This window comes from Glaciihabitans sp. UYNi722, from assembly GCF_040549465.1.
GTDB lineage: Bacteria > Actinomycetota > Actinomycetes > Actinomycetales > Microbacteriaceae > Lacisediminihabitans.
Genome location: NZ_JBEPTL010000009.1, coordinates 87,853 through 101,215, shown reverse-complemented (window position 1 = coordinate 101,215; position 13,363 = coordinate 87,853). Strand labels below are relative to the sequence as shown.

14 protein-coding genes and 1 tRNA gene are annotated in these 13,363 nt (G+C 65.5%); 11 read left to right on the top strand and 4 right to left on the bottom strand.

Translation table 11 applies throughout. The features are described from left to right. Window positions 1-85 precede the first annotated feature (85 nt). Together ABIB56_RS08790 and ABIB56_RS08785 are read left to right on the top strand one after the other, a co-directional pair. Entirely contained in the window at window positions 86-346 is a 261-nt protein-coding gene (locus ABIB56_RS08790; protein ID WP_354568806.1) for a DUF3039 domain-containing protein, read from the top strand. Between the two features lie 208 nt (window positions 347-554). Further along, window positions 555-1,532 carry a hypothetical protein gene (locus ABIB56_RS08785; protein ID WP_354568804.1) on the top strand — a complete coding sequence of 326 codons (978 nt, stop codon included), beginning with the start codon at window positions 555-557 and terminating at the stop codon, window positions 1,530-1,532. A gap of 54 nt (window positions 1,533-1,586) precedes the next feature. Here ABIB56_RS08785 and ABIB56_RS08780 read toward each other — a convergent pair whose 3' ends face one another. After that, window positions 1,587-2,888, bottom strand: a complete 1,302-nt coding sequence (locus tag ABIB56_RS08780) for a nicotinate phosphoribosyltransferase (protein WP_354568803.1) — start codon at window positions 2,886-2,888, stop codon at window positions 1,587-1,589. A 62-nt stretch (window positions 2,889-2,950) separates the two neighbouring features. Between ABIB56_RS08780 and murI the strand changes: the two genes are divergently transcribed. Genes murI through ABIB56_RS08755 form a run of 5 tightly spaced genes read left to right on the top strand, consistent with a single transcriptional unit; the run spans window position 2,951 to window position 7,008 of the window. Further along, the gene (gene murI, locus ABIB56_RS08775; RefSeq protein WP_354568802.1) at window positions 2,951-3,823 is read left to right on the top strand and encodes a glutamate racemase; all 873 of its coding nucleotides are present in this window, start codon (window positions 2,951-2,953) and stop codon (window positions 3,821-3,823) included. Then, window positions 3,823-4,557 carry a ribonuclease PH gene (gene rph / locus ABIB56_RS08770; RefSeq protein ID WP_354568801.1) on the top strand — a complete coding sequence of 245 codons (735 nt, stop codon included), beginning with the start codon at window positions 3,823-3,825 and terminating at the stop codon, window positions 4,555-4,557. Before murI ends, rph begins: the two co-directional genes overlap by 1 nt. After that, a complete protein-coding gene (gene rdgB / locus ABIB56_RS08765; protein WP_354568800.1) occupies window positions 4,554-5,180 on the top strand; it encodes an RdgB/HAM1 family non-canonical purine NTP pyrophosphatase in 627 nt (208 codons plus the stop codon). Before rph ends, rdgB begins: the two co-directional genes overlap by 4 nt. A 20-nt stretch (window positions 5,181-5,200) precedes the next feature. Then, a complete protein-coding gene (locus tag ABIB56_RS08760; RefSeq protein WP_354568799.1) occupies window positions 5,201-6,433 on the top strand; it encodes an Nramp family divalent metal transporter in 1,233 nt (410 codons plus the stop codon). 29 nt (window positions 6,434-6,462) lie between these two features. Beyond that, entirely contained in the window at window positions 6,463-7,008 is a 546-nt protein-coding gene (locus tag ABIB56_RS08755; RefSeq protein ID WP_354568797.1) for a HEAT repeat domain-containing protein, read from the top strand. On the opposite strand, the gene ABIB56_RS08750 is transcribed toward ABIB56_RS08755, so the two are convergent. The 3 genes from ABIB56_RS08750 to ABIB56_RS08740 all read right to left on the bottom strand — a co-directional run bounded on the left by ABIB56_RS08750 (window position 7,005) and on the right by ABIB56_RS08740 (window position 9,194). Beyond that, a complete protein-coding gene (locus tag ABIB56_RS08750; RefSeq protein ID WP_354568796.1) occupies window positions 7,005-7,727 on the bottom strand; it encodes a DedA family protein in 723 nt (240 codons plus the stop codon). The genes ABIB56_RS08755 and ABIB56_RS08750 overlap by 4 nt on opposite strands. 80 nt (window positions 7,728-7,807) lie before the next feature. Beyond that, window positions 7,808-7,889: transfer RNA gene (locus ABIB56_RS08745), tRNA-Leu, on the bottom strand. 108 nt (window positions 7,890-7,997) lie between these two features. Further along, window positions 7,998-9,194: an MFS transporter gene (locus ABIB56_RS08740; protein ID WP_354568795.1), complete on the bottom strand. Its 1,197-nt coding sequence runs from the start codon at window positions 9,192-9,194 to the stop codon at window positions 7,998-8,000. A 63-nt stretch (window positions 9,195-9,257) separates the two neighbouring features. Between ABIB56_RS08740 and ABIB56_RS08735 the strand changes: the two genes are divergently transcribed. The 4 genes from ABIB56_RS08735 to ABIB56_RS08720 all read left to right on the top strand — a co-directional run bounded on the left by ABIB56_RS08735 (window position 9,258) and on the right by ABIB56_RS08720 (window position 13,330). Then, window positions 9,258-9,929, top strand: coding sequence for a GntR family transcriptional regulator (locus tag ABIB56_RS08735; protein ID WP_354568794.1), 672 nt, complete (start codon window positions 9,258-9,260; stop codon window positions 9,927-9,929). Between the two features lie 109 nt (window positions 9,930-10,038). Next, entirely contained in the window at window positions 10,039-11,244 is a 1,206-nt protein-coding gene (locus ABIB56_RS08730) for a cytidylyltransferase domain-containing protein (RefSeq protein WP_354568792.1), read from the top strand. Next, a complete protein-coding gene (locus tag ABIB56_RS08725) occupies window positions 11,214-12,086 on the top strand; it encodes an N-acetylneuraminate synthase family protein (protein ID WP_354568790.1) in 873 nt (290 codons plus the stop codon). The genes ABIB56_RS08730 and ABIB56_RS08725 overlap by 31 nt, the downstream gene beginning before the upstream one ends. Continuing rightward, window positions 12,083-13,330: a DUF6716 putative glycosyltransferase gene (locus tag ABIB56_RS08720; protein ID WP_354568789.1), complete on the top strand. Its 1,248-nt coding sequence runs from the start codon at window positions 12,083-12,085 to the stop codon at window positions 13,328-13,330. The genes ABIB56_RS08725 and ABIB56_RS08720 overlap by 4 nt, the downstream gene beginning before the upstream one ends. Window positions 13,331-13,363: the final 33 nt, after the last annotated feature.

The following is a 13,363-nucleotide window of genomic DNA, read 5'->3' as shown; positions in this document are numbered from 1 at the left end:
TCACTCCCAGGACTTAGCCTTCGCTCCCGGGACTTAGCCTTCGCTCCCGGGACTTGGATTGGCCCACAGGAACTAAAATCGAAACATGAGCGGTGACACACAGCAAGGCGGCGGCACAGACACCCTTGAGCGCGAACTCGAGGAACTCCTCAACCAGGAGCAGCTCGAAGACGGCGACCACGAGCGCTTCTCGCATTACGTTCAGAAGGAAAAGATCCTCGAATCGGCGCTGAGTGGGAAGCCGGTGATCGCACTCTGCGGCAAGGTCTGGACGCCAGGACGCGACCCGGAGAAGTTCCCGGTCTGCCCGACCTGCAAAGAGATCTACGACGCGATGACGAAGTAGGCTCTCACCCTCGATCGGCTGGTCGGCTGGTCGGTGGCCAGCTGATCGGCTGGTCGGCTGCCGGCTGATCGGTGGCCGGTCCGGTGGCCGGTGGGGTGGCGAAAGTCGCCAAGTTGCCCTTCAGTCGGCCTGGACAGGGCCATTTGGCGACTTTCGGCGGTTGTGGATGATGTCCACGGGATCAACGCGCTATTGGCAGGGTTGACGGATGCCGAAACGTGCACCACTTCCTGAAGCGTTCCAGGGCGTTCCGTTTTCTCGCCAGGCGGCACTTGAGGGCGGGATCAGCGCCAAACGGCTCCGCGGACGCGACCTGCGCGCCGAATTCCACGGTGTGCGCGCCCAGCAGGGCGTCGCCACCGACCTGAGCTGGAGATGTTTCGCCTATACACGGCGGCTCCGCCCCGGCAATATGTTCAGTCATCTGACGGCCGCGCGTCTGTACGGTCTTCCGCTGCCCCTGTATGTGAGGCCCGATGACGCGATCCAGGTCTGCTCGCCGGCCGCGATTACCCCACCGTACGGTGTCGGCATTCGGGGCCACCGACTCGCGGGCGAGAAGTGGCGAGTGCGCGACCTGGTGATTCGTGATACCTCCACCGGGGAGATGTTCGTATTGCCGGTCGCCTCGCCTGAACTCGTCTGGGCGCAGTTGGCATCCACCCTCGACATCGCTGATCTGATAGCGGTTGGCGATGCGATTCTGGCTGGGGGAATGCCTCTGGCGACGATCGCGGACCTCACATCCATAGCTGGGCTGTTCGCCGGAAGTCGCGGCTCGGCCCAGATGACCGCCGCGCTGCCAAGACAACGCGTGGGGTCGCGTTCACGTACGGAGACGCTCACCAGGCTGATGATCGTCGATGCCGGACTTCCTGAACCCGAGCTCAATATCGGCGTGCACGATCTGCAGGGCGGAGAGATCGCGACCGCCGATCTCGTGTGGCGGCGCTATCGGACACTGAGCGAATATGAGGGCAACGGTCACCGCTCGCCGGGCAAGTTCAGATCCGATATCACCCGCTTCGAGCGTTACGCCGATAACAACTGGTCAGCGCTGCGCGTGCATGCCGACGACCTGTTTGTCGATCCGAACCTCTATTTGGCGCGCCTCGGACGCCGTTTGAGTTCCCGGGGATGGCCAGGCCAGGTCGAAAGTCGCCATATTGCCCCTGCGCGCCGCTGATAAGGGCCATTTGGCGACTTTCGTGAGGCGCGGGCGCGCGGCGCGGCGCGGCGCTCAGGCGTAGCGGGTCGGGATGACCGGGTCGCCACGGCCCAGACGGAACGCCTCGGCAGGTAGCTCGGCGATCGCGGCGGCGCGGTGCTCACGGGCGAGAACTGTTCCGGCGGCGCCGCGGAAGCGATCAACCAGGATACCGTCAGTCACCAGCGGGACGAGCAGTGGGCGGTGCTGCTGGGTCGCGGTCTCCGGGTCGCCGACATGGATGACCTCCGCGATGGCCTTTCCGCTGTCGTCCAACTCGCGGACGGGAAACTTACGACCGCCTACGGAGACCTTCTGCGGTGACTTCTTGGCCACCGAAACCCAGGCGCCCGCGGCATCCTTTCTCGCTACGAGCTTGTAGACCATGCCGGCCGCAGGGGAGCCTGAGCCGGTGACGACCGAGGTGCCGACACCGTAGGAATCGACGGGGGCGGCGCGAAGGGCCGCGATGGTGAACTCGTCGAGGTCGTTGGTGACGGTGATCTTCGTGTCGGTGGCCCCAAGGCTGTCGAGCTGCTTGCGAACTGCCGCAACCTGCTCCGGCAGGTCACCGCTGTCGATGCGCACGGCACCGAGCTTCGTGCCCGCAACCTTGATGGCGAGATCGACGGCTGTCGGCACGTCGTAAGTGTCGACGAGGAGGGTCGTCTCCGGGCCGAGGGCTGCGACCTGGGCGCGAAAGGCCTCCTCCTCGCTGTCGTGCAGGAGGGTGAAGGAGTGCGCGGCGGTACCCATGGTCGGGATGCCCCAGCTGCGTCCAGCCTCGAGGTTGCTGGTTGCACCGAAACCGGCGATGAAGGCAGCCCGCGCGGCGGCGACGGCGCTCCGTTCGCCGGTGCGGCGCGAACCCATCTCGGCGAGCGGCCTGCCACTCGCCGCGGAGACCATCCTGGCCGCCGCGCTGGCGACCGCACTGTCGTAGTTGAGCACGCTGAGCACCAGGGTTTCGAGGATGACAGCCTCGGCAAAGGTTCCCTCGACGATGAGGATGGGGGAGCCAGGGAAGTACAGCTCGCCCTCCTGGTAGCCGGTGATGGTTCCGGTGAAGCGGTAGTCCGCCAGCCAGTCGAGGGCCTTGTCGTAGACGACGTCGTTGTCTCTCAGCCAGCCGAGTTCGGCATCCGTGAACCGGAAATCGGCGATGAGGTCGAGCAGGCGGCCGGTGCCTGCCACGACTCCGTAGCGACGGCCGCCCGGAAGGCTTCGCGCGAAGACCTCGAAGACGCTCTGCCGATCGTGGGTGCCTGCGCGGATGGCGGCGTCGATCATCGTGAGTTCGTAGCGGTCGGTGAGCATCGACGACACGGTTGTCATGCACCGAGCCTAGCCAGCGGCGTCGCCGCTGTGCGCGGTGGGCGGGACTAAACTCGACTCCCGTGACTGACGCCCCGATTGGAATCTTCGACTCAGGGGTGGGTGGGCTCACGGTGGCCCGTGCGGTCATCGACCAGCTGCCGAACGAGTCGATCCTGTACGTGGGTGACACGGCGCATTCGCCCTACGGGCCGAAACCCATCGCCGACGTACGTCGCTACACTCTCGCCGTGCTCGACGACCTGGTGGCCCAGGGCGTCAAGATGCTCGTGATCGCCTGCAACACCGCATCCTCGGCGATGCTGCGCGATGCCCGCGAGCGCTACACCCAGGCGCTCGGTATCCCCGTGGTCGAGGTGATCCAGCCGGCTGTGCGCGCGGCGGTGCGACAGACCCGCAACGGACGGATCGGCGTGATCGGCACCGCCGGCACCATCAGTTCGAGCGCCTACGACGACGCGTTCGCCGCGGCCACCCACCTCTCCATTTTCACCAAGGCCTGCCCTCGGTTCGTCGAATTCGTCGAAGCCGGCGTGACCAGCGGGGATGAGCTGTTCGCCGTCGCGGAGGAGTATCTCTCGCCGCTTCGTGAGGCGCAGGTCGACACCCTTGTTCTTGGCTGCACCCACTATCCGCTCATGTCGGCCGCCATCCAGTACGTGATGGGCGAGGATGTGACGCTCGTCTCGAGTGCCGAGGAGACGGCGTTCGACGTGTACCGCACACTCGTGAAGTACGGCATCCAGCACGGTACGACCGCTCGCCCGACCTACGTGTACGAGGCGACGGGCGAGAGTAAAGCGGAGTTCACCTCCCTGGTGCGACGCTTCCTCGGGCCGGATATCGAGACCGTTGAACTCGTCGAGACCGGAACGCTGACACTCATCGAAAATCCGGCATTCATCGAAAATCCGGCACTACCAGAAGGGCGATAATGACCGACATCACGCGCAAGGACGGCCGGACGGTCGACGAACTGCGTCCCATCACGATCGAACGTGGCTGGAGCGAGCAGGCGGAGGGCTCGGCCCTGATCTCCTTCGGCCGCACCAAGGTGCTGTGCACCGCATCCTTCACCAACGGCGTGCCGCGTTGGATGGCTGGCAAGGGCAAGGGCTGGGTCACCGCCGAATACTCGATGCTTCCGCGCTCCACCAACGACAGGATGGATCGCGAAGCGGTCAAGGGCAAGATCGGCGGCCGCACCCACGAGATCTCGCGCCTGATCGGGCGTTCGCTGCGTGCTGTGGTGGATATGAAGTCGCTCGGCGAGAACACCATCGTGCTCGACTGCGACGTGCTGCAGGCCGATGGCGGCACCCGCACCGCGGCGATCACCGGCGCCTACGTGGCGTTGGTCGACGCGCTCGAGTGGGGCCGTTCGAAGAAGTTCATCGGCCAGAACGCGAAGCCACTCATCGACAGTGTGTCCGCTGTGTCCGTCGGCATCATCGACGGCGTTCCGATGCTCGACCTCGCCTATACCGAGGATGTGCGGGCCGAAACCGACATGAACGTGGTCGTCACCGGTCGCGGACTCTTCGTTGAGGTGCAGGGAACCGCCGAGGGAGCACCGTTCGACCGCTCCGAGCTCAACTCGCTGCTCGATCTCGCGCTCGGCGGCACTGAGGATCTGGCTCGGTTCCAGACGGAGTCGCTCAGCGCATGAAACTCGTGCTCGCCACCCACAACGCGCACAAGGTCGAGGAGCTGCGTCGTATCCTGGGCGACCAGTTGGAGGGGATCGAACTCGTCGGCTACGACGGTCCTGAGCCTGTCGAGGATGGCGACACCTTCGAGGCGAACGCCCTGATCAAGGCGCGGGCGGCGGCAGAGCACACCGGCCTTCCGGCGATCGCGGATGACTCGGGGATCAGCGTCGATGCGCTCGACGGTGCGCCGGGCATCCATTCTGCGCGCTATGCGGGCACTCGTGACGATGAGGACAACCTGCGCCTGCTGTTGACGAACCTCGAGGGCACGGATGACCGCGCCGCTCGTTTCGTCTGCGCCGCGGCCCTCGTGGTGCCGCCGCCGGTTGGCGCGCTCGGGCCGGACGGCCCACCCGACGCGGCGGAGAGTTTCGAGCATGTCGAACAGGGAAACTGGCCGGGCACCGTGCTGCGGGAAGCTGTTGGTGGGGGAGGGTTCGGCTACGACCCGATCTTCAAGCCTGCTGGCTACAGTGTGTCGGCGGCGGAGCTCACCCCGGACGAGAAGAACGCTGTCAGTCACCGCGGTCTCGCCTTCGCTGCGCTGATGCCCGTTGTGCGCGAGCAGCTGCTGGGCTGAGCTCCGCGTAAAGTTTGGGTGTGACCACAACCGCCGGGACCAAGCGCCCGGCGGCTCGGGGCCTGCTGCTGCTCGGGCCTGCTCTGGTCGCGGCGATCGCCTATGTGGATCCGGGTAATGTCGCGGCGAATCTCACCGGCGGCGCTCGTTACGGCTATCTGCTCGTCTGGGTGCTCGTTGCGGCCAACCTCATCGCGGGACTCGTGCAGTACCAATCGGCGAAGCTCGGCCTGGTGACCGGGCGCACGATGCCCGAACTGCTCGGCGATCGCCTGCGCCCGGCAGCACGACGCGCCTTCTGGGCTCAGGCGGAACTGGTCGCTGCGGCGACCGATCTCGCCGAGGTGATCGGCGGCGCGATCGCCCTCAACCTGTTGTTCGGGCTCCCGCTCTTTCTCGGCGGGATCATCGTCGGCGCCGTATCGATGGGCTTGCTCGCCATGCAGAGTCGCTTCGGCCAGCGACCGTTCGAGCGGGTCGTCATCGGGCTGCTCGCGATTGTGGCGATCGGGTTCGTGGCCGGCCTGTTCGTCAATCCGCCCGACGCTCTCTCCATTCTCGAAGGATTGGTTCCGCGGTTCTCCGGCAGCGGGTCGGTGCTTCTCGCGGCCAGTATGCTCGGCGCGACGGTGATGCCCCACGCGATCTATGTCCACTCGGCTCTTGCCAGGGACCGTCACGGTCGTGCCGAGACCGCGAATGACCGCACCCGTCTCTTGAAAATCACCAAGATCGACGTGGTCGTCGCCCTCGGTATCGCCGGCGTCGTCAACGTCGGAATGCTGCTGCTCGCCGCGGTGAACCTTCGCAACGTCGATAACACGGACTCGATCGCGGGAGCGCACGCCGCCATCGGCGCTGCCCTCGGCCCCGGTATCGCCCTCGTGTTCGCGATCGGCCTGCTCGCTTCCGGACTCGCCTCCACCTCCGTGGGCAGCTACGCGGGAGCCACCATCATGGCGGGGCTTCTGAAGCGACGCATCCCGGTATTTCTGCGGCGGTTCATCACCCTGATCCCGGCGCTGGTCATTCTCGGCCTCGGGGTTGATCCGACCTGGGCCCTGGTGATCAGCCAGGTCTTCCTGAGCTTCGGCATCCCCTTCGCACTGGTGCCGCTGCTACGGCTCACCAACGATCGGGCCGTGATGGGCGACCAGGCCAACGGCGGCTTCGTGCGCTGGGCGCTCGGTGTGATCGTGGTGCTTGTCGTCGTACTCAACGTCGCGCTCATCGCGCTCACGATCCTCGGCTGAGCGACAACCGGGGTACGGTTGAGCACGCTATGAACCCCGAACCTGACTCCGCCGTATCCATCGACGACTCGCCCTCCGAGAGGATCGCAGACGCCGTCGCGCGGTTCGGCGAGCAAATCGTCGCCGAGCGCGCCGCGTCGCTGCTGATGGGCGGCAATGAGGGCGATGAGTTTCTGCTCTACGTCGGTGGTCGGCACGCGCAGGGAGTGCTCGATGGGGCACCGCCGCTGTACTGGCCTGAGGTGTGGGGCGCGCGGGCGTTGACCTTCGCCTGGGATGAGTCGGCGACATCCGCTGTCCATCGCGGACTCGGTGACCAGGCCTGGCGCGTGCGCGAGATGTGCGCGCGTGTCTGCTTCATGCGAAGGCTCCCCGAGACGGAGGCCCTGATCGCGCTGCTGGCGGATGAGGTCGCCAGGGTACGTGCGGCCGCAGCACGGGCGCTCGCCGAGATCGGTGATGTCAGCCTCACTGAGGCGCTGACGGCGCTGCTGCAGGATCCGGAGAAGGAAGTACGGCGTGCAGGCCATGACGCGATGGTGCGCATCGCCAAGCGGGCTGGGAACGCTCGTTAGTCTTTCTTCTGGTCGAAGTACTTCTGATCGACGGTGACTTCGGCATCCGTCGGAACCGGCGCCGGTGCGGCGCCTGACCTGCTCGCCTTGATGCGCGTGCGTACGTAGTGGAAGACGGTGGGGATCAGCGTGAGCAGAACCACGCCGATCAGGATCACGTCGATGTACTTGACGACGAAATCGGCGACCGGAGTGATGTTGCCGAGCAGGAAACCGACCAGCGTGACACCGGCACCCCAGATGAACGCCCCGATGGCGTTGTACAGCGAGTACTTGCGGTAGTTCATCTTGCCGATGCCGGCGGCGATCGGAGCGAAGGTGCGAACAACCGGTACGAAGCGCGCGATGATCACGGCCAGGCCGCCGTACTTCTTGAAGAACGAGTTGGTCTTTCGCACGCTGTCCATGCTGATGATGCCGGTCTCTTTGCGCTCGAAGATCGCCGGGCCGCTCTTCTTACCGATGTAGTAGCCCACCTCACCACCGAGGAAAGCCGCAAACCCGATGGCCAATCCGACCCACCAGATGTCGACCTGGATCACGTGCCGGAAGGTGAGGAGCCCGGTGATGAGAAGCAGGGTGTCGCCGGGGAAGACGAATCCGATGAGGAGTCCGGTCTCGGCGAAAATGATGGCGCACACCAGCAGAAGCGCCCACGGACCGGCGCCCTGGATGAGGGCATTCGGGTCGAGCCAGGGGATCAAGGCGAGGTGGGTCACGAAGCAGCTCCAGTTGTCTGTTGTTGACAGGCTAGCCGGTGGACTTTGCCGAAAGTATGGGGATAGCCCCCCAAAACTCGTGCGGAAGAAGGGACTTGAACCCTCACGCCTTGCGGCACAGGAACCTAAATCCTGCGTGTATACCAATTTCACCACTCCCGCGAGTGCGGCTCAATTGTAGCGGGGACGGCTCCGGCTGGCAGATTCCTGCGGCGTCATCTGAGAACTAGTTAAAGGACAGGCTGGTAGAAATCGCTCGGACGCACTGTGTCAGAGGTGGTCTCGCTCCGCGGCCCTGTTAGGGATGAGGGGGATAGCCAGTGCCGGGAAGATCGCCACAACCACGAAGGCGAGCGGGTAACTGGCCACGCCGATGAGGGCACCGAGCAACGGACCCACCGCGGATGCCGCGATGTACTGCCCGGTGTTCTGTACGCCGAGCGCCCGCCCCGCCCAACTCGGACCGGTCATTTCGGCGATAGAGGTGAAAGCGAGTCCGTTGTCTGCCACGGTCACGGTCATCGCGATGAGGAGGACTAACGCGCCGGCCTGCCAACCCTCAGCGCCGAAGGCCGCGAGCAGCAGCATCACCGCGCTGGCCGAGACGGCGACCCAGCGCAGTGGTCGCACACGGCTTCCCACCCGGTCGCTCAGCACGCCCATGCCGATCCGTCCGACGGCACCGACGAACTGGGCCACACCGACGACGACACCCGCTCCGAGTGCGGGAAAGTGCAGTTCGGTGACCAGCCAGACCAGCCCGAATGTGGAGAGGGTGAACTGGGGAACGACGAGCAGGATCGAGACGAGGTGGATGCGCCAGAGGAATCCGCTCGCCCGGTACGGATTGCGCGGTGCTGCAGCCGTCGTCGATGCCGCCGGTCGCGGTGGGTTGACGATGCCGATGGCGCAGGCCACGGCGAGCACAGCCGTGAGGATGAGCGGAACCAGCAGGGCGGCACCGATCCCACCGGCGCTCGCCAGCGAAGGGATGGTCAGGGCCGCGACGGTGATGCCGAGCGGCTGCGCCATTTGCCGCACGCCCATGGCCAGCCCGCGGCGATCCTTGGGAAACCAACCGACGACGACCTTGCCGCTCGCCGAGTTGGTGCTGGCGGACACCATCCCGCCGAGCAGGAAGAAGATGCCGAGGGCGACGTAGCCCTGCGCCGCGATCGCACCGACGGTGGCGAGCGCGGTGAGAGCGAGACCGCCGGCGATGACCCATTTCTCGCCGAAACGGTCGGCGAGAGCGCCCCAGAGCACGAGGGTGACAACAAGTCCCATAGTCGGGGTCGCCGCAAGAAGGCCAGCCTGCGCGAGGCTCATGCCGCGCTCAGTGTGGAGCAGCGGAATAAGGAAGGCCGGAGTGGCCACGAACACGGTGCCGGAGGTCTGGGCAGCCACACCGAGGGTGAGAGCGGTCCAGGCCTTGGTGGCGTTTGGAAAAGGCGCCGTGGCGGTCATTTCGCTCTCCTTCACGATCGGTTACTATCTCGGTATACCAAGACGGTATCCCAAAATGAAAGCATGGTTGACATGTCGCAGACCATCCAGCTCTACGACCGGGTGCGGGCGGCGATCCTCGCCCTCGACCTGGCCCCGGGAGAGCGGCTGACCGAGCGCGGTCTCGAGGCTGAGTTCGCGGCATCCCGCACGCCGGTGCGCGCCGCGCTGATGCGCCTCGACTCCGAGGGACTCGTGCAGCGCGAGGGGCGAGGCTGGATCGTCGCTCCCATCGACACCGCGGAGATCAGCGCGCTGGCCGAACTGCGCGAGGCTGTCGAGTCGGCAGGGGTCCGTCTCTCGGTGCAGCGGGCCTCGGACGCTGATATCGAGGCGATCGCCGAACTCCTGAATGCGGGCCGTCCAGCCGCCGATGAGGAGCAGGGTGTGAGGGCCGGCGGCGATTTCCATATCGAGCTCGCCCAGCTCTCCGGTAACGAGTTCATGGTGGACACCGTACGTAGTGCGATGACCCGACTGTCGCGTACCCGGTGGCTCGAGGTGCGCACTTCAGAGGCCCGGGAGCAGGCCTGGCGGGAACACCGGGAGATCGTGAGGGCGATCGCCTCGCGCGATGCCGACAGTGCTTCGTCCCTGGTCATGCACCATATCCGCGGAACCAATGAACGCCTGCTCGACTCCCTCGCGGCTGACCGACAGCGCCTGCGTGGGCATGGTATGTCGATACTGCAGTAGAGCGCCGTTTCGTCAGCCCCCGGACGACCGCCGTTCACCCATCGTCCAACTGCCTGCCGTTTCGACTTCCTAACCTCGCTAGAACGCGTGGCAGGGAAGGGGGCAGATGATGAGTGTTGTTGCGATCATTCCTGCCAGGGGCGGATCGAAGGGTGTGCAGGGCAAAAACCTGCGCCGGGTCGGCGGTGTTCCGCTCATCGTGCGTGCGGTGGATGCCGCCCGGTCGAGCAGGCTCGTCGACCGCGTGATCGTCACCACCGACGACGCCAGGATCGCAGCGGCCGCCCGCTCCGCCGGAGCCGAGGTGATCGACCGCCCGGTTCATCTCGCCGGAGACCAGGCCACCTCAGAGTCGGCACTGCTGCACGCGCTCGACCATCTGAACGGCGACCCTGACGTGCTGGTCTTCATCCAGGCCACCTCGCCGTTCGTCAACGCCGCCGAATTCGACGAGGCCATCGAACGGGTTCGCAGCGGATGGGAGGACGTGGTCTTTTCCGCCACGGAGACCTACGCGTTCCTCTGGCAGCTCTCGGACACCGGAGCCTCCGGTGTCAACCACGACGCCTCGGTGCGGCCACGCCGCCAGGATCGCGAGCCGCAGTACCAGGAGACCGGCGCTTTCTATGTAATGCGCACGACGGGATTCCGTGAGGCGGGATTCCGGTTCTTCGGACGGGTGGGCGTCACCCTCGTCGATGAGCGAACAGCGATCGAGATCGACACCCAGGACGAACTCGAGGTGGCGAACGCTCTCGCGCCGCTTCTCGATCCGAATCTCGACGACCATGCGATTACCGTCGACGCCGTCGTCACCGATTTCGACGGCGTGCACACCGACGATCGCGTGCATGTTGCCGCCGACGGTTCTGAGTATGTGACCACCAGTCGCGCTGACGGTATGGGCGTGCGCTTGCTGCGGGAGGCCGGAATGCCGGTGCTCATCCTGTCAACCGAGACGAATCCTGTGGTCTCCGCACGGGCGGCCAAGCTGCGTGTTGAAGTGCTTCAGGGGATCAGCGATAAGGCGGCAGCGCTGGTTGCCTGGGCCGATCGCGAGGGCATCGAGCTCGAACGCATCGCCTATCTCGGCAACGACGTGAACGATCTCGGATGCCTGGAGATCGTCGGTTGGCCGATCGCCGTCCCCGGCGCAGTGCCAGAGGTCATCGCCTCCGCACGAGTCGTGCTTGAGACCCCCGGCGGCTATGGAGCGGTGCGCGAACTGGCGGAACGAGTTTTACGGTCCAAACGATCACGGAATGAAGAAAAGTGGGAGGAACCATGGCTGTATCCATCGGTCACAATGAGATAAGCGATGGCGACCCGGTCTACGTAATCGCCGAGATCGGCCTCAATCACAACGGCGACGTCGATCTCGCGATGCAGTTGATCGACGTCGCGGCGGATGCCGGTGCGCAGGCCGTGAAGTTCCAGAAGCGCACGCCCGCGATCTCAACCCCCGAGCACATGAAGAACACGCCACGGGACACCCCGTGGGGCCAGATGACCTACCTCGAATACCGCTATCGCGTCGAGTTCAACCGCGAGCAGTACGTGGAAATCGGTGACTACGCCACCCTGCGCGGACTCGACTGGTTCGCGTCGCCCTGGGATGTACCATCCGTCGACTTCCTCGAAGACCTCAACGTCTCCGCGCACAAGGTGGCGTCGGCGTCGGTGACCGACATCGAACTGCTGCAGGCTCTCGCCGAGACCGGTAAGACCGTGATCCTCTCGACCGGGATGTCCACTCTCGAGCAGATCGACGCGGCGGTCGAGGTACTCGGTACCGATCGCCTGGTGATCCTGCACGCGACATCCACCTATCCGCTGCCACCGGAAGAGGCCAACATCAGGATGATCACCACCCTGAAGGAGCGCTACACCGGCGTGCCGATCGGCTACTCCGGTCATGAGCGCGGCCTGCAGATCTCCCTCGCCGCTGTCGCCCTCGGCGCCACCGCGGTCGAGCGTCACATCACCCTCGACCGTGCGATGTGGGGTTCCGACCACGCGGCATCACTCGAGCCTGAAGGTTTCACGCACCTCGTGCGTGACATCCGCGTGATCGGCGAAGCCATGGGTGATGGGGTGAAGCGGGTGTTCCCCGGTGAGCTTGCACCACTGGCCAAGCTGCGCCGTGTTCCGGCGTGAATGCGCCAGTCCGGATCCTCACCGTCGCGGATTCGGATTCGTACGTCAAGTGGGGCGCGGCCCTGCTCGAACGAGCGCCGGCCGACTGGGAGAAGTCGCTCCTGGTGCTCGCCACGCCGGTGCTTCCGAGTGCCGAGCAACTCAACGCCGCACTTGTCGGGATTGACCCTCAGTTCGCTCAGCCTTCGATCGTGGACCTCTCGGCGCTCGCGGTGCGTATTGCCAGCATGCAGCCGGATGTCGTGATGCTTTCGGTGCGCGGCCCACTGGTCAAGGTGGTCTTCCGCGCCGTCCTCGGGGCGGCCGCGCGTCGTCCGGTGATCATGACCGGACTGCCGGGGATCTCGATCCCGGCCAATCGCCGGGCCATCGCCTACCGGATGCAGGCCGACCTTTTCGTGCTGCACTCGCGGAGGGAGATCCGCGAGTTTGCCGGTCTCGCCGAGGTGATGGGTGTTGAGCAACGTTTCGGGCTCGCGACCCTGCCATTCCTCCCGCACAAGAACCCCTCGCAGGGCCAGGATGGCGACGTCATCTTCGCCGCCCAGGCGAAGGTACCGTGGGAGAGAACTGACCGGCTCGCACTGCTGAGTTGGCTTGCCGAGTCTGCGCGCCGGCATCCGTACCGCCGTGTGGTGGTCAAGGTACGCGCGGCCCGCGGGGAGCAGCAGACCCACGCAGAACGACACGACTACGCGGACCTCATCGGCGATCTCGACAGGCCGGCGCCGCACAACCTCGTCATCGCCGGCGGTGCGATGGCCGACCATCTGGCTGGCGCTGCAGCGCTGGTGACCATCAGCTCCACCGCAGCCATCGAGGCGATCGCGCTCGACATGCCGGTGCTGATCGTCGACGATTTCGGCGTGAGCACGAGGCTGATCAACACGGTGTTCGAAGATAGCGGACTGTTCGGTAACAGCGGCGATGTCGTGGAGGGTCGGTTCAAACATCCTGATCCCGCCTGGCTCGCTGACAACTACTTCCACGCCGTCGAGCACGATGACTGGGTGTCGGGGCTCGAGCAACTCCTGGTGCTGCGTGAGGCCGGCCAACTCGCGGTCAAGAAGCAGAAACAGGGGGCGTTCGGAGGCATACTGCGTCGCGCCTGGGACCGCAAGCGGGCGCTCGGACGTTTCGACCGCTCATGGACAGGTTCTCTCGCGCTTGCTGTCGGCACCCCGGCGCGATGGGTGTTCATGGCGGCACGGCGACTACGACGGATGCTGCTGCCATCGACCTGAGGCACGCTATGCGCGCCGCATCCCGCGGGGCTG

Bases quoted from the DNA above. Each gene is read 5' to 3' on its own strand.
- ABIB56_RS08790 (WP_354568806.1), top strand. From the start codon at position 86: ATGAGCGGTGACACACAGCAAGGCGGCGGCACAGACACCCTTGAGCGC.
- ABIB56_RS08785 (WP_354568804.1), top strand. From the start codon at position 555: ATGCCGAAACGTGCACCACTTCCTGAAGCGTTCCAGGGCGTTCCGTTT.
- ABIB56_RS08780 (WP_354568803.1), bottom strand. From the start codon at position 2,888: ATGACAACCGTGTCGTCGATGCTCACCGACCGCTACGAACTCACGATG.
- rph (WP_354568801.1), top strand. From the start codon at position 3,823: ATGACCGACATCACGCGCAAGGACGGCCGGACGGTCGACGAACTGCGT.
- rdgB (WP_354568800.1), top strand. From the start codon at position 4,554: ATGAAACTCGTGCTCGCCACCCACAACGCGCACAAGGTCGAGGAGCTG.
- ABIB56_RS08755 (WP_354568797.1), top strand. From the start codon at position 6,463: ATGAACCCCGAACCTGACTCCGCCGTATCCATCGACGACTCGCCCTCC.
- ABIB56_RS08740 (WP_354568795.1), bottom strand. From the start codon at position 9,194: ATGACCGCCACGGCGCCTTTTCCAAACGCCACCAAGGCCTGGACCGCT.
- ABIB56_RS08735 (WP_354568794.1), top strand. From the start codon at position 9,258: ATGGTTGACATGTCGCAGACCATCCAGCTCTACGACCGGGTGCGGGCG.
- ABIB56_RS08730 (WP_354568792.1), top strand. From the start codon at position 10,039: ATGAGTGTTGTTGCGATCATTCCTGCCAGGGGCGGATCGAAGGGTGTG.
- ABIB56_RS08725 (WP_354568790.1), top strand. From the start codon at position 11,214: ATGGCTGTATCCATCGGTCACAATGAGATAAGCGATGGCGACCCGGTC.